Annotated in this window: 16 protein-coding genes, 2 tRNA genes and 1 other RNA gene; 12 read left to right on the top strand and 7 right to left on the bottom strand. The window is 58.3% G+C overall.

The window, feature by feature from the left end:
• Positions 1–58 precede the first annotated feature (58 nt).
• The 12 genes from L6R21_23615 to L6R21_23560 all read left to right on the top strand — a co-directional run bounded on the left by L6R21_23615 (position 59) and on the right by L6R21_23560 (position 8711).
• Positions 59–481, top strand: coding sequence for a hypothetical protein (locus L6R21_23615; GenBank protein MCK6562199.1), 423 nt, complete (start codon positions 59–61; stop codon positions 479–481).
• A 134-nt stretch (positions 482–615) separates the two neighbouring features.
• On the top strand, positions 616–1926 hold the full coding sequence (gene ffh, locus L6R21_23610) for a signal recognition particle protein (protein MCK6562198.1): 1311 nt from the start codon (positions 616–618) through the stop codon (positions 1924–1926).
• An 81-nt stretch (positions 1927–2007) separates the two neighbouring features.
• A complete protein-coding gene (rpsP, locus tag L6R21_23605; protein ID MCK6562197.1) occupies positions 2008–2442 on the top strand; it encodes a 30S ribosomal protein S16 in 435 nt (144 codons plus the stop codon).
• 290 nt (positions 2443–2732) lie between these two features.
• Positions 2733–2963 (top strand): KH domain-containing protein, encoded by a 231-nt coding sequence (locus tag L6R21_23600; GenBank protein ID MCK6562196.1) that lies wholly within the window; start codon positions 2733–2735, stop codon positions 2961–2963.
• Between the two features lie 137 nt (positions 2964–3100).
• Complete coding sequence (rimM, locus tag L6R21_23595; GenBank protein MCK6562195.1) at positions 3101–3637, top strand: ribosome maturation factor RimM; 537 nt, start codon at positions 3101–3103, stop codon at positions 3635–3637.
• A gap of 9 nt (positions 3638–3646) precedes the next feature.
• Positions 3647–4333, top strand: coding sequence for a tRNA (guanosine(37)-N1)-methyltransferase TrmD (gene trmD / locus L6R21_23590; protein ID MCK6562194.1), 687 nt, complete (start codon positions 3647–3649; stop codon positions 4331–4333).
• 30 nt (positions 4334–4363) lie between these two features.
• Positions 4364–4705, top strand: coding sequence for a 50S ribosomal protein L19 (rplS, locus tag L6R21_23585; GenBank protein ID MCK6562193.1), 342 nt, complete (start codon positions 4364–4366; stop codon positions 4703–4705).
• A gap of 206 nt (positions 4706–4911) precedes the next feature.
• Positions 4912–6018 (top strand): sn-glycerol-3-phosphate ABC transporter ATP-binding protein UgpC, encoded by a 1107-nt coding sequence (ugpC, locus tag L6R21_23580; protein MCK6562192.1) that lies wholly within the window; start codon positions 4912–4914, stop codon positions 6016–6018.
• A gap of 326 nt (positions 6019–6344) precedes the next feature.
• Positions 6345–7592 (top strand): transcription termination factor Rho, encoded by a 1248-nt coding sequence (gene rho, locus L6R21_23575; protein MCK6562191.1) that lies wholly within the window; start codon positions 6345–6347, stop codon positions 7590–7592.
• A 283-nt stretch (positions 7593–7875) separates the two neighbouring features.
• Positions 7876–7948: transfer RNA gene (locus L6R21_23570), tRNA-Lys, on the top strand.
• 31 nt (positions 7949–7979) lie between these two features.
• A tRNA-Lys gene (locus L6R21_23565) sits at positions 7980–8052 on the top strand.
• Positions 8053–8165: 113 nt separating this feature from the next.
• Positions 8166–8711 (top strand): hypothetical protein, encoded by a 546-nt coding sequence (locus L6R21_23560; protein MCK6562190.1) that lies wholly within the window; start codon positions 8166–8168, stop codon positions 8709–8711.
• A gap of 138 nt (positions 8712–8849) precedes the next feature.
• Here L6R21_23560 and L6R21_23555 read toward each other — a convergent pair whose 3' ends face one another.
• From L6R21_23555 to L6R21_23525, 7 genes are all read right to left on the bottom strand, one after another.
• Positions 8850–10028, bottom strand: coding sequence for a RuBisCO large subunit C-terminal-like domain-containing protein (locus tag L6R21_23555; GenBank protein MCK6562189.1), 1179 nt, complete (start codon positions 10026–10028; stop codon positions 8850–8852).
• 18 nt (positions 10029–10046) lie between these two features.
• A complete protein-coding gene (locus L6R21_23550; protein ID MCK6562188.1) occupies positions 10047–10454 on the bottom strand; it encodes a hypothetical protein in 408 nt (135 codons plus the stop codon).
• Positions 10455–10629: 175 nt separating this feature from the next.
• Positions 10630–12873, bottom strand: coding sequence for a VIT and VWA domain-containing protein (locus tag L6R21_23545; GenBank protein ID MCK6562187.1), 2244 nt, complete (start codon positions 12871–12873; stop codon positions 10630–10632).
• A 143-nt stretch (positions 12874–13016) separates the two neighbouring features.
• Positions 13017–13880: a glucose-1-phosphate thymidylyltransferase RfbA gene (rfbA, locus tag L6R21_23540; protein ID MCK6562186.1), complete on the bottom strand. Its 864-nt coding sequence runs from the start codon at positions 13878–13880 to the stop codon at positions 13017–13019.
• A 58-nt stretch (positions 13881–13938) separates the two neighbouring features.
• Positions 13939–14307, bottom strand: an RNA gene (gene rnpB / locus L6R21_23535) — RNase P RNA component class A.
• 1 nt (position 14308) lies between these two features.
• Positions 14309–15037, bottom strand: a complete 729-nt coding sequence (locus L6R21_23530; GenBank protein MCK6562185.1) for a C4-type zinc ribbon domain-containing protein — start codon at positions 15035–15037, stop codon at positions 14309–14311.
• Positions 15038–15269: 232 nt separating this feature from the next.
• The coding region (locus L6R21_23525) for a hypothetical protein (protein MCK6562184.1) at positions 15270–15463 on the bottom strand (194 nt) is incomplete at its 5' end.

Raw genomic sequence — 15463 nt, 5'->3', positions numbered from 1 at the left:
CGCCCCCGCGCCGTCGCAAGCGGGGAAAACGTCTCGCGTTGATGACGCCGCGGCCGGTTTGATTGCCGATTTGCGCGACCGCGCTGCGGGCATTCCCCGCCTGCTCAGCCAGAAGGGGATCGAGGTGCGGCTGAAGCATCTGGCCGCGGGTGACTATCTCCTGTCGCCGGCGGTGGTGGTCGAGCGCAAGACCACTTTGGCTAACGGCCATACGACTTCACTTGCTCGCACGCAGCGCGAGGTGCTGGAGATCATTCCGGGCCTCGGTCCGGCCTTGGCGAGGAGCTTGCTGAACCGGTTTGGCAGTTGGCAAGGGGGCATTGCCGCCGGCATCGGCCCGGCCCGTGCAGGCCGGGTCCCGGAGATTCTTCGCTCCGAATATCGCGCTGTGAAACGCTGCTGCCGGAGAATGATTCCGGTTAAGTTCTTTCTTTCCAGTCTGGGAACCGCAGGCGGGAAGGAGAGAAGTTGTTCTCCCTAAAGCTTGTAGAGCCAGAAAATTAGCTTGCATCCCACAGGGTTTTTTTATATCTTTCGCGGCTTTACAAGCAAATTTCGGCTCGATTTTGAACGTTCCTATCCGCGTCCGGCGGATATTTTTGCTTTCATTATTGCATGTTTCAACAGCTCACCGGTCATTTCGAAGACCTTTTCAAGAAGCTGAAGGGCCATGGCAAGCTCACAGCCGAGAACATCGCCGAGACCTCGCGCGAAGTGCGGCGCATTTTGCTGGAGGCCGATGTTCATTTCAAAGTTGCCAAGGATTTCGTCGAGGCCGTCGAAAAGAAGGCGGTGGGCGCCGAAGTTTTGACCAGCATCACGCCGGCGCAGCAGATGATCAAAATCGTGCACGAGCAGCTCACCTTGCTGCTCGGCGGCAACGACACGCCGATGCGTGAAAGCAGCATCCCGCCCGCGGTAATCATGGTGGTGGGCCTGCAGGGCACGGGCAAAACCACGTTCTGTGGCAAGTTGGCAAAATTTCTGAAGGCCAAGGGACGGCGGCCGCTGCTGGTTGCTGCGGATTTGCAGCGGCCGGCGGCGATCGAGCAATTGCGCATTGTGGCCGAAGCGGCGGGCGCCGGCTTTTTCTCGCGGCCGCACACGACGCCGCTGGAGGTTTGCAAGGCCGCGATCACCGAAGCGCGCCAGCGCATGCTGGATATCGCGATTCTGGACACGGCCGGCCGGCTGCACGTTGATGACGAACTGATGCAGGAGCTGGTGAACATCAAAAAGAACCTCAAGCCGCATGAGATTCTTTTTGTCGCCGACGGCATGACCGGCCAGGACGCGGTCAACACGGCGCAGGCGTTTTTGCAGCGGCTGGATTTCACCGGAGTGGTGCTGACCAAAATGGACGGCGACGCGCGCGGCGGCGCGGCGCTCTCGATCAAGGCGATTACCAGCAAGCCGATCAAGTTCATCAGCACCGGCGAGAAACTCGACGCCCTGGAAAAGTTCCATCCGGAGCGCATTGCCTCGCGCATTCTGGGCCGCGGCGACATCATCACCCTGGTGGAAAAGGCGCAGCAGGCGGTCGATCAAGAGAAGATGCGCAAGATGGAGGAGAAGCTGCGCCGGGCGGAGTTCACGCTGGAGGATTTCTACGACCAACTGCAGTCGGTCAAAAAGATGGGTCCGTTGAATCAGTTGGTGGGCATGATGCCGGGTTTGGGCGGCAAGATTCCCAAAGATGTCGAAGTCGATGAAAAAGCTCTGGTGCGGGTGGAGGCGATCATTCAATCGATGACACCGGCGGAGCGCCAACGGCCGCAGATTTTGAATGGCAGCCGGCGGCTGCGCATCGCCAAGGGCAGCGGCAACAGCGTGCAGGAAGTCAACCGCCTGCTCAAGCAGTACGAAATGATGAAGAAGATGATGAAACAGATCGGCGGGCGCAAAGGGCGACCGTCGCGAGGATAGGGCCGGCGGCGGCGTACGGGCCGCCGGGCGACATTTCCGAACAACAATTACCCAAACTCAAACGATGTAAGGAGGTTCGATTTGGCCGTTCATCTTCGCCTGAGCCGAATGGGCAAGAAGAAACAACCGATTTACGGCATCGTTGCCATTGATTCACGCGCCGCGCGCGATGGCAAGTATTTGGAGAAAATCGGTATTTACAATCCGCGCGTGGAAGCCGAAGCGGTGACCGTTGACGAAGAGCGCGCGCTGTATTGGCTCAGCACCGGCGCGCAACCGACGGATACGGTGCGCAACATTCTGAGCCGGCGCGGCATCATGCTGAAATGGCATCTCAAACGCCGTGGCGCAGATGACGCCAAAATCAGCGAAGAACTGAAGAAGTGGGAAGCGCAGCAAGCCGAGAAGCGCCAGCGGTTGGAAGTGGCACGGCTGCAGAAAAAGAGCAAGAAAAAGGCAGAGGCCGAACCCGCGCAGCCGGCCGAGGCGCCGGGCAACGCGGACAGCAACGCCTGAGTTCAACCGGCGCACGGTTGTTGGCCACAGCGCCGGGCAGTCGTGGTGCGTCATGTGATCTTTTTGATTCAACCCTCTCCTGGGAAAATCGTTTTCGCCGCCTGAGTGACATACTCTTGTGTAGTGCTATGGATCATGTGGTGGGACACAAGCGGGTTGCCTCGATCGAACGGTGTGGGACGCAGATTCGATATCGACCTGAAGCAGCGAAAATCTCTGCGATTCTGATCTGCTTTCGAGTTCGCGCAGACTCTAGAATCTCGAGGAATGAACCCAATGGAGGGTTGATCATGAAGGAGTTTGTCGAGTTCATTGTCAAACATCTGGTGGACAAGCCCGGCGATGTCGTGGTCACCGAGGTGGACGGCCAGCGCACCATGGTATTCGAGCTGCGCGTGGGCCAGGGCGACATGGGCAAGGTGATCGGCAAGCACGGGCAAACAGCCAAGTCGTTGCGCACTTTGCTGGCCGCGGCCTCCGCAAAAACCGGCAAACGGGCGGTGTTGGAGATTCTCGAATGACCGGATTGCCTGACGAGCCTGGGCCTGCCGCAATTCCCGCGACGCGACCGCACGACTGACGTGGCCCGGCGGGAGGCGGTAACCGCGCGGTCAGCTTGCGCACGCGAAGCCCTGCCGAAAACCCGAAGAAATTCCCCATGGCAGATGTCAAGGAAGTCACGATTGGCGTAATCGTGCGCCCCCACGGCCTGCACGGCATGGTGAAAGTCGTGCCTGAAACCGAAGACCCCGAGCGCTTTCGCCGCCTCGAGACCGTGGAATTGCGGCTGCAGGGACGATCATTGGGGTCGTTCCGCCTCGAGCGAGTCATCGTCGAAAGCCGCGGCCTGCGCATAAAGTTTCATCAACTGGACTCGCTTACTTCGGTCGAACCGTTGCGTGGCGCGCAGATCGTCATTGCGCGCGAAGCGTGTCTGCCCACTGGGGAGCAGGAATACTACCCCTTTGATCTGCTGGGCCTGCCGGTGTATACCAGTGCGGGCCGGCTGGTGGGAATGCTCAGCGACATTGTGCCCTATCCCGCCAATGATGTCTGGGTTGTGCGCGACGCTTCCGGCCGGGAATGGCTGCTTCCCGCCATCAGTTCCGTGATCAAGAGTGTCGAAGTGGCGGTGCCGCGCATTGTGATCGAGCCCCTGGAGGGATTGCTCGACGATTCCACCAGCTTGCCGTGATTGAATGAAATGCAGATTCACGTCGTCACCGGATTTCCGAAGCTCTTCAATGGCCCGCTGACCGAGAGCATCCTCAAGCGCGCCCTCGAGCGCAAGCTGGCTGAGATTCTCATACACGATTTGCGCGATTACACCACCGACAAGCATCGCACCATCGACGACTATCCCTATGGCGGCGGCCCGGGGATGATCTTGAAGCCGGAGCCGATTTTCGCCTGTCTCGATCATCTGCGCGCGCATTACGAGCTTGCCGGCGCGCCGATCATCCTGATGTCACCGCAGGGCGAGCGCTTCACGCAACGGCGCGCGAATGAACTGGCCAAGCTGCCGACGGTGGTTTTCATTTGCGGGCACTACAAGGGGGTCGATGAGCGCGTGCGCGAATGTCTGGCGACGGAAGAACTTTCCATTGGCGACTACGTCGTGACCGGCGGCGAATTGCCGGCCATGGTAGTCATCGACGCGACGATTCGATTGATTCCCGGGGTGTTGGGCGATTGGGATTCGGCGAGCGGTGATTCCTTTCAGCAGGATTCGCTCGATTACCCGCATTATACCCGACCCGAGGAGTTTCGCGGCCTGCGTGTTCCGGAGGTGTTGCTCTCCGGCCATCATGCCAAGATTGCGGAGTGGAGAAAAAACATGGCGGAAGCCCGCACCCGCGAGCGCAGAGCGGATTTACTGCAACCGAAATGAAAACGACTACGGTCAAGGAGGATATCCCAGATGAACATTGTCAATGCCCTGACGGCACCACAACTACGCAACGATCATCCGGATTTTTGGCCCGGCGACACAGTGGCGGTGCACCACAAAGTCGTCGAGGGTGACAAAGAACGGACGCAGACGTTTGAAGGCGTCGTGATTCAACGGCGCGGGCACGGGATCAACGAGACCTTTACCGTGCGCAAGGTTTCGGAAGGCATCGGCGTGGAGCGCATTTTCCCGTTGCATTCCCCCAACATTGAGAAGATCGACCATCTGCGCCGCGGGAAAGTACGGCGGGCGCGCCTGTACTATCTGCGTGAGCTGAAAGGCCGCGCGGCCCGCATTGAAGAAAAAAGGTAACCCTATGAGGATTATGGAAAAGCCGCCGGCAGAGCGTTGCGGATGCCGGCGGTTTTCGTTGGCAAGGTGTGCCTCGGCTGCCGACAAAATGCTTGACAATCAGACTTCGAATATTTACATTGCACCGCGTTTTTTAATCCTGCACAAGATAATCCATTCTGTCATACCTATCGTTACTCTGAACCACTGATCATCCATCCTTCCGTATGGCCCGTGTTGAATTACGCGATGTGAGCAAAGTCTATGACAAGGGCGTGGTTGCCGTCAATCGTGCGAATATTTCGATTGCAGACAAGGAATTTGTGGTATTAGTCGGACCGTCCGGATGTGGCAAGTCGACGACACTGCGCATGATCGCCGGTCTCGAAGAGGTTTCGAGCGGTGAGATTTACATTGGCGACCGCCTGGTCAACGAAGTCCCGCCCAAAGACCGTGATATTGCCATGGTCTTTCAGAACTACGCACTCTATCCGCACATGACGGTTTTCGAAAACATGGCGTTCGGATTGAAGTTGCGCAAGTATTCCAAGTCGGAAATCGAGACGCGCGTGAAGGAAGCCGCCAAAATCCTGGGGATCGAGCAATTCCTGGATCGCAAACCCAAGGCTCTTTCCGGCGGGCAGCGGCAACGGGTGGCGGTCGGCCGCGCCATCGTGCGCAAGCCCAAGGTCTTCCTGTTCGACGAACCGCTGTCGAACCTCGATGCCAAGCTGCGCGTGCAGACGCGCATCGAAATCTCGAAGTTGCACAGCCGGCTGGAGACGACTATGGTCTATGTGACGCATGATCAGGTCGAGGCCATGACCATGGGCGATCGTATCGTTGTGATGAAGGACGGCCTGGTGCAGCAGATGGATACGCCGCTGAACCTGTATCATCACCCGGCGAACAAATTCGTGGCGGGGTTTATTGGGTCGCCGGCGATGAATTTCATTCCCGGCAAGGTGCTGCGCAACGGCGGTTTGAAATTTCAGTGTGAGCAATTCGCGTTTCCGATTCCGCAGAGTTTTGCGCCCTCGCTTGGCAACCACGTGGGGGAGGAAGTGGTATTTGGCATCCGCCCGGAGGATATCCATCTGGCCGGCGATGCCGCCGGCTTGCAGGAGACGGCGGAAACCCCCGGCGTGGTCGAAGTCGTCGAGCCGATGGGCAGTGAAATATATTTGTATGTCAATCTTGGCGCGACAAGTCTGGTTGCCCGCATCAACTCCCGCACGGAGCCCCCAATCGGCAGCCAGTTGCCCCTCACGTTTGACATGAGTAAATCCCACTTCTTCAGCGCTCAAACCGAAGAGAGCCTGCGACCTGCTTAGCGTACTTCTGATCGATTTGCTGCAAGACATCAGATACAGACGTTCCGAGAGCTTCAATCTCCACTGCGCGTCGCGTTGTTGAGGGTGGTGAGCATGCCGGCCATGCTTGCCACGCGATGATTTCTGTTTGGTGCCGCCAGCCGCTTCAATCTCCGTTCAGGTTTTATGTGCGGCCGCGCCGCCCGCAATCGGTATGACTGCTCATCTCTCCGGTGCATCACTCTGACCAACATCAATTGCTGCCGTTCGCGGCCAAGGCAAGAGTCTTACCCAGACGATGAATCTAGCTTTCTCCGAGCGATCACTTTTAATCTAAAGGGCTTGTTATGGATATTGCCGAACTGAAAGCCATGAAGATCGCAGAGCTCAACAAAGTTGCACAGGAATTGAACGTGCAGGGCGCTGCGGGCTTGAAGAAATCCGATTTGATTTTTCGCATCCTGGAGGAGCAAACCAAGAAGGAAGGTTTGATCTTCGCTGACGGCGTGCTGGAAGTGCTGCCGGACGGATACGGCTTTCTGCGCTCACCGGACTACAATTACCTGCCCGGGCCGGATGACATTTACGTCTCCCCCAGCCAGATCAAGCGCTTTGGCCTGCGCACCGGCGATACGGTGTCCGGGCAGATTCGGCCGCCCAAGGAAAATGAGCGCTTCTTTGCGCTGCTCAAAGTCGAAGCCGTCAACTTCGAAAACCCGGATGTCGCCAAAAGCAAGATCCTCTTCGACAATCTCACTCCGCTGTATCCGCTCAAGCGCATCAAGCTCGAACACGATGCGCGGGACTATGCTTCGCGCGTCATCAATCTGCTTTCCCCGCTGGGCAAGGGCCAGCGCGGGCTGATCGTCGCCCAGCCCAAAACCGGCAAGACCACCATTCTGCAGAAAATTGCAAACGCCATCAGCGCCAATCACCCCGAAATCAAACTCATCGTGCTGCTCATCGACGAGCGCCCGGAAGAAGTGACGGATATGGAGCGCTCGGTGGATGCCGAAGTCATCAGCTCGACCTTCGATGAACCCCCGGAGCGGCACGTGCAAGTCGCCGACATGGTTTTGGAAAAGGCGAAACGCCTGGTGGAATACAGTCAGGACGTGGTCATTCTGCTCGATTCGATCACGCGACTGGCGCGCGCCCACAACGCCGTGGTGCCGCACTCGGGCAAAATCCTCTCCGGTGGTCTTGATGCCACGGCACTGGAACGGCCCAAACGCTTTTTTGGCGCGGCGCGCAATATCGAGGAGGGCGGTAGTTTGAGCATTATCGCCACAGCATTGATTGACACCGGCAGCCGCATGGATGAAGTCATCTTCGAAGAGTTCAAGGGCACCGGCAACATGGAACTGCAACTGGACCGGCGCTTGGCCGACCGGCGGATTTTCCCGGCCATTGATATCAACAAATCGGGAACGCGCAAGGAAGAGCTGCTGCTGAGTGATTTTGAGCTCAATCGCGTCTACATTTTGCGGAAATTTCTCAGCGAATTGTCCTCGGTGGAAGCGATGGAATTTCTGCTCGAGCGCATGAAGGGCACGAAATCGAACGAAGAATTCCTGCAGAAGATGAACTCCTGAGCAGTCTACTGGGGCTCAGCTTCCCGCCGCACCAGCGCGCCGGCAGGCCAGTCTTCACGTGGTCATGGCATTTGCGACACCAGCCCTCAGGCCGTGCTTTCTACTTCATCCTGCCAAAACAGTGCTTGCCCAGCGACCCTGCTGGCCGCGAGACCGGAATCCAAATTCTTCGAAGTTCGGCAGGTCCGCGCGAAGCTCCCTGTGGCGTTCAAATCGGTGGAAATTTAGATTGACTGCCAGGCATGGATTATTTATATTGGCGGCGTTTTGTTCGAATTGGGTCGAGGGTGTAGCTCAGCCGGTAGAGCAGCGGCCTTTTAAGCCGTTGGCCGAGAGTTCGATTCTCTCCACCCTCACTTCTCGATTCGATCATCGTTGTGATGTCTCGCGCCCATAGCTCAACTGGCAGAGCAGCGGACTCTTAATCCGGAGGTTCTAGGTTCGATTCCTAGTGGGCGCACTGCTGGTTCTCAGGGGAAACAACAAGTCCGACGCGCCTCCACCCGCGAGGCGCGCGCTCGCCCGCCTGGCTGTGAAGTGAAAGGCATTGCTTGAGGGAGGGAGAAACATCTCATGCCGACAAAACCTCGCAAGCGTCCTCAAAAAGACAGTCCGGTTCTCAAAAAACTGAACCGGTTGGAGAAGCGTGTCGAAGGCTTGGCTCAGGACCTGGCCTCATTTCGCACTGAAACCAATGAACGATTTGATTCGGTGCGTCAAGAAATGAGTGACGGCCTGCAGTCTGTGCGTCGAGAAATGAGTGACGGCCTGCACACCGCGCAACAGGAGACCACAACGAGAATCCAGTCTCTGCGAGACGAGAACTCCGAGAAGTTTGCGAATCTCGTCGATGCCGTGGTCAAGAGATTCGACACCCTTGCCAGCCAAATTGCGGACATCGAAAAACGTGACGCTCAGTTTCGCAACGAGATGCTGACTATGATGGATACCGTGCTGCGGCGTTTCGAACTGTTTGACCAGGAGAAGACGGCCTTGGGGGCGGGACAAGATCGCCTGCAGTCTGAGATAAGCAATTTACAGGCTTCTGACCACAGGCAAAACAAAGCCATCGCAGAGCTGGAGGGCCGCGTCGCCAATCTGGAGGCGGCACAAGCATAGACTCGTTCCCCCTCACGACAAGCACTCTTCAGTCACACTCGTGTCCCTCGCGGCTCTCGCTGTTCCGCGGCCCTACCGTTCAGTATTGTCACAGCTCAAACCAATCCCACGACCATCGCCAACTTTGACCCCGCAGCGCTACACCAGCGGCACCAGCGGGCCCAACTCATCCAGAAACATCTCGACATGATGCTGGGAGACGTGTTCCTTGCCGGTCATGCTGCGGCCAAACTGCAGAACCAGTTGATTGCCAAAGCGCAGGCGCAGACCGCGTACATCTGCAGCCTTCAAACCGCCGGAGGTGACCGGCAGGCTGTTGCCGAGGCCGTGCCAATTCTGATCAAAGCGATTCGGATCGCGTGTCTTGAAGAGATCCGCCAGCAGATTGGTGTGAAGCTGAACCACGTGCGCCTCGGTTTCCACCATGTCGCCGGTGATCGAGCCGATTTCAACCAGATCGGCGCCCGCCAACCGGGCGAGCTTGCCGAGCGTAGTCATCGAGATACCCTGCCGCTTGTTGCGGGCGGTGGTCGCATGCGAGGTGCGGTCGGCATAGATCACCAACTCGGGAAATTCACTGCGCAGCATTTGCAGCATGCTGAACCCGCACGCCTGGAAATCGATAACCACGCCGCGGCATCCTTTTTTGACGGCAAATTGCGTGCGCTGCAGCACCACGTGGCCCGGGCCGCTGACATTGGGAAAGTACATCTTGGGCATGCCGGTCTTCTCGGCACACTCGCGCGCCAGCGCCAAAATCGTGTCAACGCGGCTCTCGAACGAATTCGCCGGCATGTTGCAGATTTGCGGGCTGTCGCGCACGATGTCACAGCCGCCCAGAAACGAAGCTCGCGCCTTTTCCTTGTAAGCGGCGAGCGTCAAGCCGACTTCCGGGCTGATGAGTGAGGCCACCAGCGGCCGGGCCGGATTGCCGAAGAACGTGGCCAGCAGCCCACTGCCATACGCCGAACCGCGAAAGCTCTTAATCCACCATTCCGGAAAGCACACATCCTGCAGCCGCAAGCTCGCGATCTTCTCCAATCCGAAGATCTTGCCCGCAATGATGGTGAGCATCTGCGGGATATTGCCGCCCTCGAACAACTCGGCGGGGAAGGCCACCTGCGTGCCTTCCTCATGCACCGCGTAGGCACAGGCGCGCAGCCCATGCACCATCTCTCCTCCAACCACATCAACAGAAGCTTTCTTGCACAACTCTTCGGCGGCATCGGCCAGGGTGTTCCTGGGCGCCGGTTCGAGGTAATAGCTGCACAAGACCTCCGTGGGCTTGGGCTGGTAGGCTTTGTTGATGTAACTCATGCTGGTCTCCTGTCTGTGTCATGATTGGGCAGATGCAGTCGTCGTGTCTGGGTCGGAGGGGGCGGCGGCTGCGGCGTCTTGCAGATCGGCAATTTCCTTCTCTTTGCTTTCGAGCTTGCTTTCCAGGACGCGCAGCGCTTCGAATTTGTCCTGTGCCAGCGTCGCGACTTCGGAGAGCTTGCCCTGCACGTGCCACTCATAGACCTGACCGCCGAGCGCGAGAAATGCTTTCTCGATCTCGCGGTGGATCAGATTCTTCTCCCACTTCAGTTTGGCGAGCTTGGTGGCTTGTGCGGTCTTTTCCGATGCCGTCTCCAAACCCTCACGCAACGCCTCGGCGCCGCTCTTGATCCAATCACTGGCCAATTCCGAGAAGGTCGTGGCGCTTTGCTGCAGATCTCTGGCAATTTTTTCCCACAGGCTCATGATGACTCTCCAATATTTGTTTCAACCGAACTTCCATTGGCTGGCGCCATTATGCGAAGTTTCTGCAAAAAATCCAAATCAAAACAGCAAAACCTTGCCCAGGCATAGACCGAGACAAGGTTTTGAAGTGGCTGCGAGGTCTTTCCAATTGCGCGCCGGCGCCGCGCAGCATTTTTCACTTGATCAGCTTGCGCAGCTCGGCCTCGTCCAACTGTTGCGCTCCCTGCTCTCCAATCTCCACGAACGTTTCCCGCCATTTGAAAATCACTTTCTGGCCGAGGCGGCAGAAATCCCCGGCTTCCGGGAAGAGGCGCAGAAACCTGAAGTAGGTTGCGGAGGCAAAGGGGATCTTCACAGTTGCCATGGCGGGTTTGAACCCCGCATCAATCCAGACACCGCCGGTATGCTGGGTCAGCGTCCGGCCTCGCACCACCTTCAGGCGCCCCGGCTTGTCCTCCGCGACCACGGCGGCATCCTTCATCGCGCGAATCGATTTGCTCAGCGCAACCGCTTCCGCACCGGATGCGGCTTGCAGCAACATGCGGTCTGCCGGCGCAGGCGCCACCGGCCTTTCCCAGGAGCGCACCTCGCCCGGCAGCGCCCGCCCGGCGAATTCCTCTTCTTCCCGCACCAGATAGGAAGTGTAGGGCGTCACCAGACCGAATTCTTTCGCCAGGCTGATCACTTCATTTTTCAATTCCGCGTTTTCACCGTTCAGCCGGATCTCCTCCAACAAATCACCCACCCGGCGCGTGGCCCACAAACGCGCGACGAACTCACGCGCGCGCTCACGCTGCGGAAAGTCGAATTCGTACTGCAGGGTTTGCCAGCGTTCGCCGACCTGGCCGCGCAATGTCATGCTGGCGTGCCCGGCCTCTTGATAGCGGCCCGCCAGGATAATCTGGCCGCCTTTGAACAAGTCCGGCAAGTGGCGAGGCGACAACAACCTCACATCGGTGCCGCGAAATTCGCAGGTGAGGTTGCCCATCACCGGGTAACGCACTTTTTCATAGAACTTCGCCACGCGTGCTCCGATGTTTTCCTGGGGCGCAATGTAGTCGGCGAAAGCATGATGGTCGCGGCCGATGCCGTCGAGCAGCTTGGTGTTGACATCGAAGCCGACGCCAAATGAAAAGATGCGCACGCCATTGTGATTGGCTTGCCGCAGATTGCGGCGAATCTGGCCCTCCTCCTGCACGCCGGTGGAGGGCAGGCCGTCGGTAAGGAAGATAATCATGCCGCGGCCTGCCGGCGTCTCGCGCAAGAGCTGGTGTGCCGCCAGCAGTGCCTCGTTGAGGTTGGTGCCGCCCGTCGCCTCCAGCCGGTCAACGTGCCATAGCGCATCATCGCGCGCGCTGGCGCCGGCCAAAGCCGGCCGAAACAGCCTGACTTCGGAACTGAAGGTTACCAGCCCGAAACGATCGCGCTCGCCGAGCCGCTGCAAGCAATAGCGCAGAGCCGCTTTCGCCTGCGTGATCTTCTCGCCCGCCATGCTGCCCGAAGTATCGAGCACCAAAACCAGATCCCGCGCCAAAACTTGATCCTCCTGCAACTCAACCTGCGGCGAGATGAGCAGCATGAAATAGCCGGGTCGGTCGCTTTCCGGGCGATGCGTCAACAAGGTTGTGGCGATTTCATTGGGATCAAGCGAATAGTAGAGCAGGAAGTCGCGGCCCTCCAGCGCCTCACTCATCTCACAATCGACGGTCGCCCGGCGGTCACCTTCCGGGCGGATTTCGACCTGATGCGAAGGCGAATAGATGTTGCGCAGCGCAGTTTCCGTCTGCAACTCGAGATGCAGCATACTCTGCCGGGATTTCACGCTTTCCGGTTGGTAGGCGCGTTCGTCTTCGAGTGGAATCGGCACGCCGGGGCGCGGCATGGGTTCCGGCCACGGCCCGCCGGCACGGCGAGGCGTGAGCGTGCCCTGCACGGGATACTGAAACGTGACCGTGTTGCCCTCGCGCGCGAGGTTGGCGTCGTAGCGCAGTGTCAGCCTGCGTGTGGCTTGGGCGGGAATGGGAAAGATGCGTGCGCGAAACGTGCGGTAATCGGCCATTTCCAGGAGCGCCGGATCGAGTTGCTTGCGCACAATGTCTTCATATATGCGGCGTGCCTCCTCCGCACTCAACAACTCGCCAGCCATCTCCTTGCCGTCGGCATTCATGCTAAAGCGCGAAACGTGCGCACTGGCCGGCAGCGGAAAGAGAAAAGTGCCCTCGACCGTTGCCGAGCCGGGATTGTAAAACTCGTGCTCGACTGTCACCACTGCGATTTGTTCGTGGATTTGGGCGGTAATCGTGTGACGGCGCAATTCCAGACTGGCCGGCTGGAAATCCGGGCGGATAATGAGCCCCTGACCCTGCAACGCCCCGGACAGCACCAGCAACAGTGAAAGGAAAAACAGACGCGATTTCATGAGACTCTCCTGTCAAGAGTAATTCGTGCAAGTGTCGTTTTGCCTACATTACTCCTGACAGGCAGCTTTATTCCGGCGAGCTTGAAGTCTTTTTGAATGGGGGGCAACCGCGCAGGAAAAACGGTGCGATCCGGGTGTCGGTCTCAGCGCAACAGTTCCAATAAATATTTGCCGTACTCGTTCTTGGCGAGCGGTTCGGCGAGGCGGCGCAGTTGCTCTGCCGAGATATAGCCCATGCGATAGGCAATCTCTTCGATGCACGAAATCTTCAAGCCCTGGCGCTTTTCGACGGTCGCGACGTAGGTCGAGGCTTCGATGAGTGAGTCATGCGTGCCGGTGTCGAGCCAGGCAAAGCCGCGGCCGAGCACCTCCACGCGCAATTCGCCGGTTTCCAGATAGGCGCGGTTGGCGTCGGTGATTTCCAATTCGCCGCGCGCCGAGGGTTGCAGGCGTTTCGCGATTTCAATGATGCGATTGTCATAGAAATAGAGGCCGGTTACCGCATAGTTGGATTTGGGCTTTGCCGGCTTCTCTTCGATGCTGATGGCGCGGCCGGTGGCATCGAACGCCACGACGCCGTAGCGTTCCGGATCACGCACGAAATAGGCGAACACCGTGGCGCCGGATTCCTGTTCGGCGGCGCGGCGCAGCATTTCAGGCAGGCCGTGGCCGTAGAAAATATTGTCGCCCAAGACCAGGGCCACGCGATCGGGGCCGATGAAATCAGCGCCGATCAGAAACGCCTGGGCCAGACCTTCCGGCCGCGGCTGTTCGGCATAGCTGAAGTGCAAGCCGAAGCGCCGGCCGTCGCCGAGCAATTCCCGAAAGCGCGGCAAATCCTGCGGGGTGGAGATGATGAGAATTTCCCGAATACCGGCCAGCATCAAGGCGGAGAGCGGGTAGTAAATCATCGGTTTGTCATAAACCGGCAGCAATTGCTTGCTGATGACATGAGTGATGGGATAAAGACGTGTACCGCTGCCACCGGCGAGAATGATGCCTTTCATTCCGACTCCCTTGTTTTTGGGGTATGCAAAGAAAAGGGCACAGCGTTGACTGTGCCCTTTGCGAAGCGAGCCTGTAAGCCGAATTCTGTCTCCCGCCGCAGCGGGATGACCACCATTTATCTGGGACTGTTGTCACCAACAGCCTCGAGCATGCTACCCGCTTACTCGAGCGAGCCGCCCTTCATGTCCCGCTCTCACTTCGCCGTTCTCAATAAAGCGGGACAAACGTAAGCCTATTTGCACTTGCACGAAGTACTGGTTACCCTTTTCACTCTTGCCCCGCGCAGCGGGGCAGACCTGGTTTCTGTGGCCCTGTAGCGCTATCGCTAGCGGGAGGCGTTACCTCCTACTCTGCTCTGCCGTGTTCGGACTTTCCTCATCTCGCCGGCGCCGAGGCGTGGCGGGACGCGGTGGTCCGGCTCACTCCGCTACACCGTCACCGCATGTTCTTCTTCCAGCCAAACCAATATGCGGCCGCAATTTTCGCAATAGTAGATTTCCCGGTTTTCGCGAATTTCCATCATCCGCTGCGGCGGGATGCGCGTGCCGCAACCGTCGCAGCTTCCCCGCGCCAGCACCACCACGGCGGTGCCTTCCCGGCTGCGCTGGATGCGATCATACGTGCGCAGCAGATTGGGCTTCAAGGTGCGCGCCAGCTCACTGCGCCTTCTGCCCAAATCCTCGACCTGGCTGCGGGTTTCCTCCAGCAAGACGGCCAGTTCCGCCTCCTGCTGCTGCGTTTGTTGTTGCAGTTGCGCGATGGCTGTGTCGTGCGCGCCGATTTCTTCCTGCAGCTTGCGCTCCTCCTCCAGCATCGTGAGAATGCGGGTTTCGCCCTGATCGACCTCCTGCTCGGCGGTCTCGATTTCCAGGGTGATGGCGTCGTATTCTTTGTTGGTTTTGACGGAATAGAGTTGGGTTTCGTATTTCTTCTTGCGTTCCCTGGCCAGCGCCACTTCGCCCTCCAACGCCCGGCGGTTGCGTTCGAGCTGGCCGTACCGCTCACGGGCATCATCGCGCTTGCGCGTCGCTTGCTCGAGATTCTGTTTCAACTCGCTCAACCGCTGCGGCAGATCGCCTTTTGCCTTTTCCAAAGCGAGGAGTTGGCGGTCGATTTGTTGCAGGGCCAGGAGCGTTTGTAGAACATCAGCAATCATATTTTCCTCACGTCACAGGAGTCCGTTCAGAGATTCGTGCTGGCAAAGAGGGGCAAGTTGCGCCGGTGTGATCCTATTGCCGCAAAAAAAAATGCACCCGACACGCAGGTGCATTCCAACTCGTTCTCGCCGGCCGCATACGCCGCCCAGACCAAGCCCGTGGGCTTTGCGCCGAGGTGGCTTCCGCGCAACCACAGCGCCGAAAGCTGTCCTTTCCTGAATACCGACGGGGTCATGTTCTTTGCGTGTGCGTGACTGGTTTGTGATAATTTCGAAAATTTGCAGACGAAGGCTGAATATATGGCAGGAGGTCAAGAGATGCAAGGTTTTTGTTGGCTCCCCCACTGCACCGCATTGGCTCATAAATATTGTTACCGAAGGTTTTTTGAAATGGCGTCGTTGCCTCATAATATGTGTTACCCAATC

The sequence above is a fragment of the bacterium genome (assembly GCA_023150945.1).
Taxonomy (GTDB): Bacteria; Zhuqueibacterota; Zhuqueibacteria; order Zhuqueibacterales; family Zhuqueibacteraceae; genus Coneutiohabitans.
Note: the sequence above shows the minus strand (reverse complement) of the source record. Positions and strands in the feature narration are given on the sequence as shown.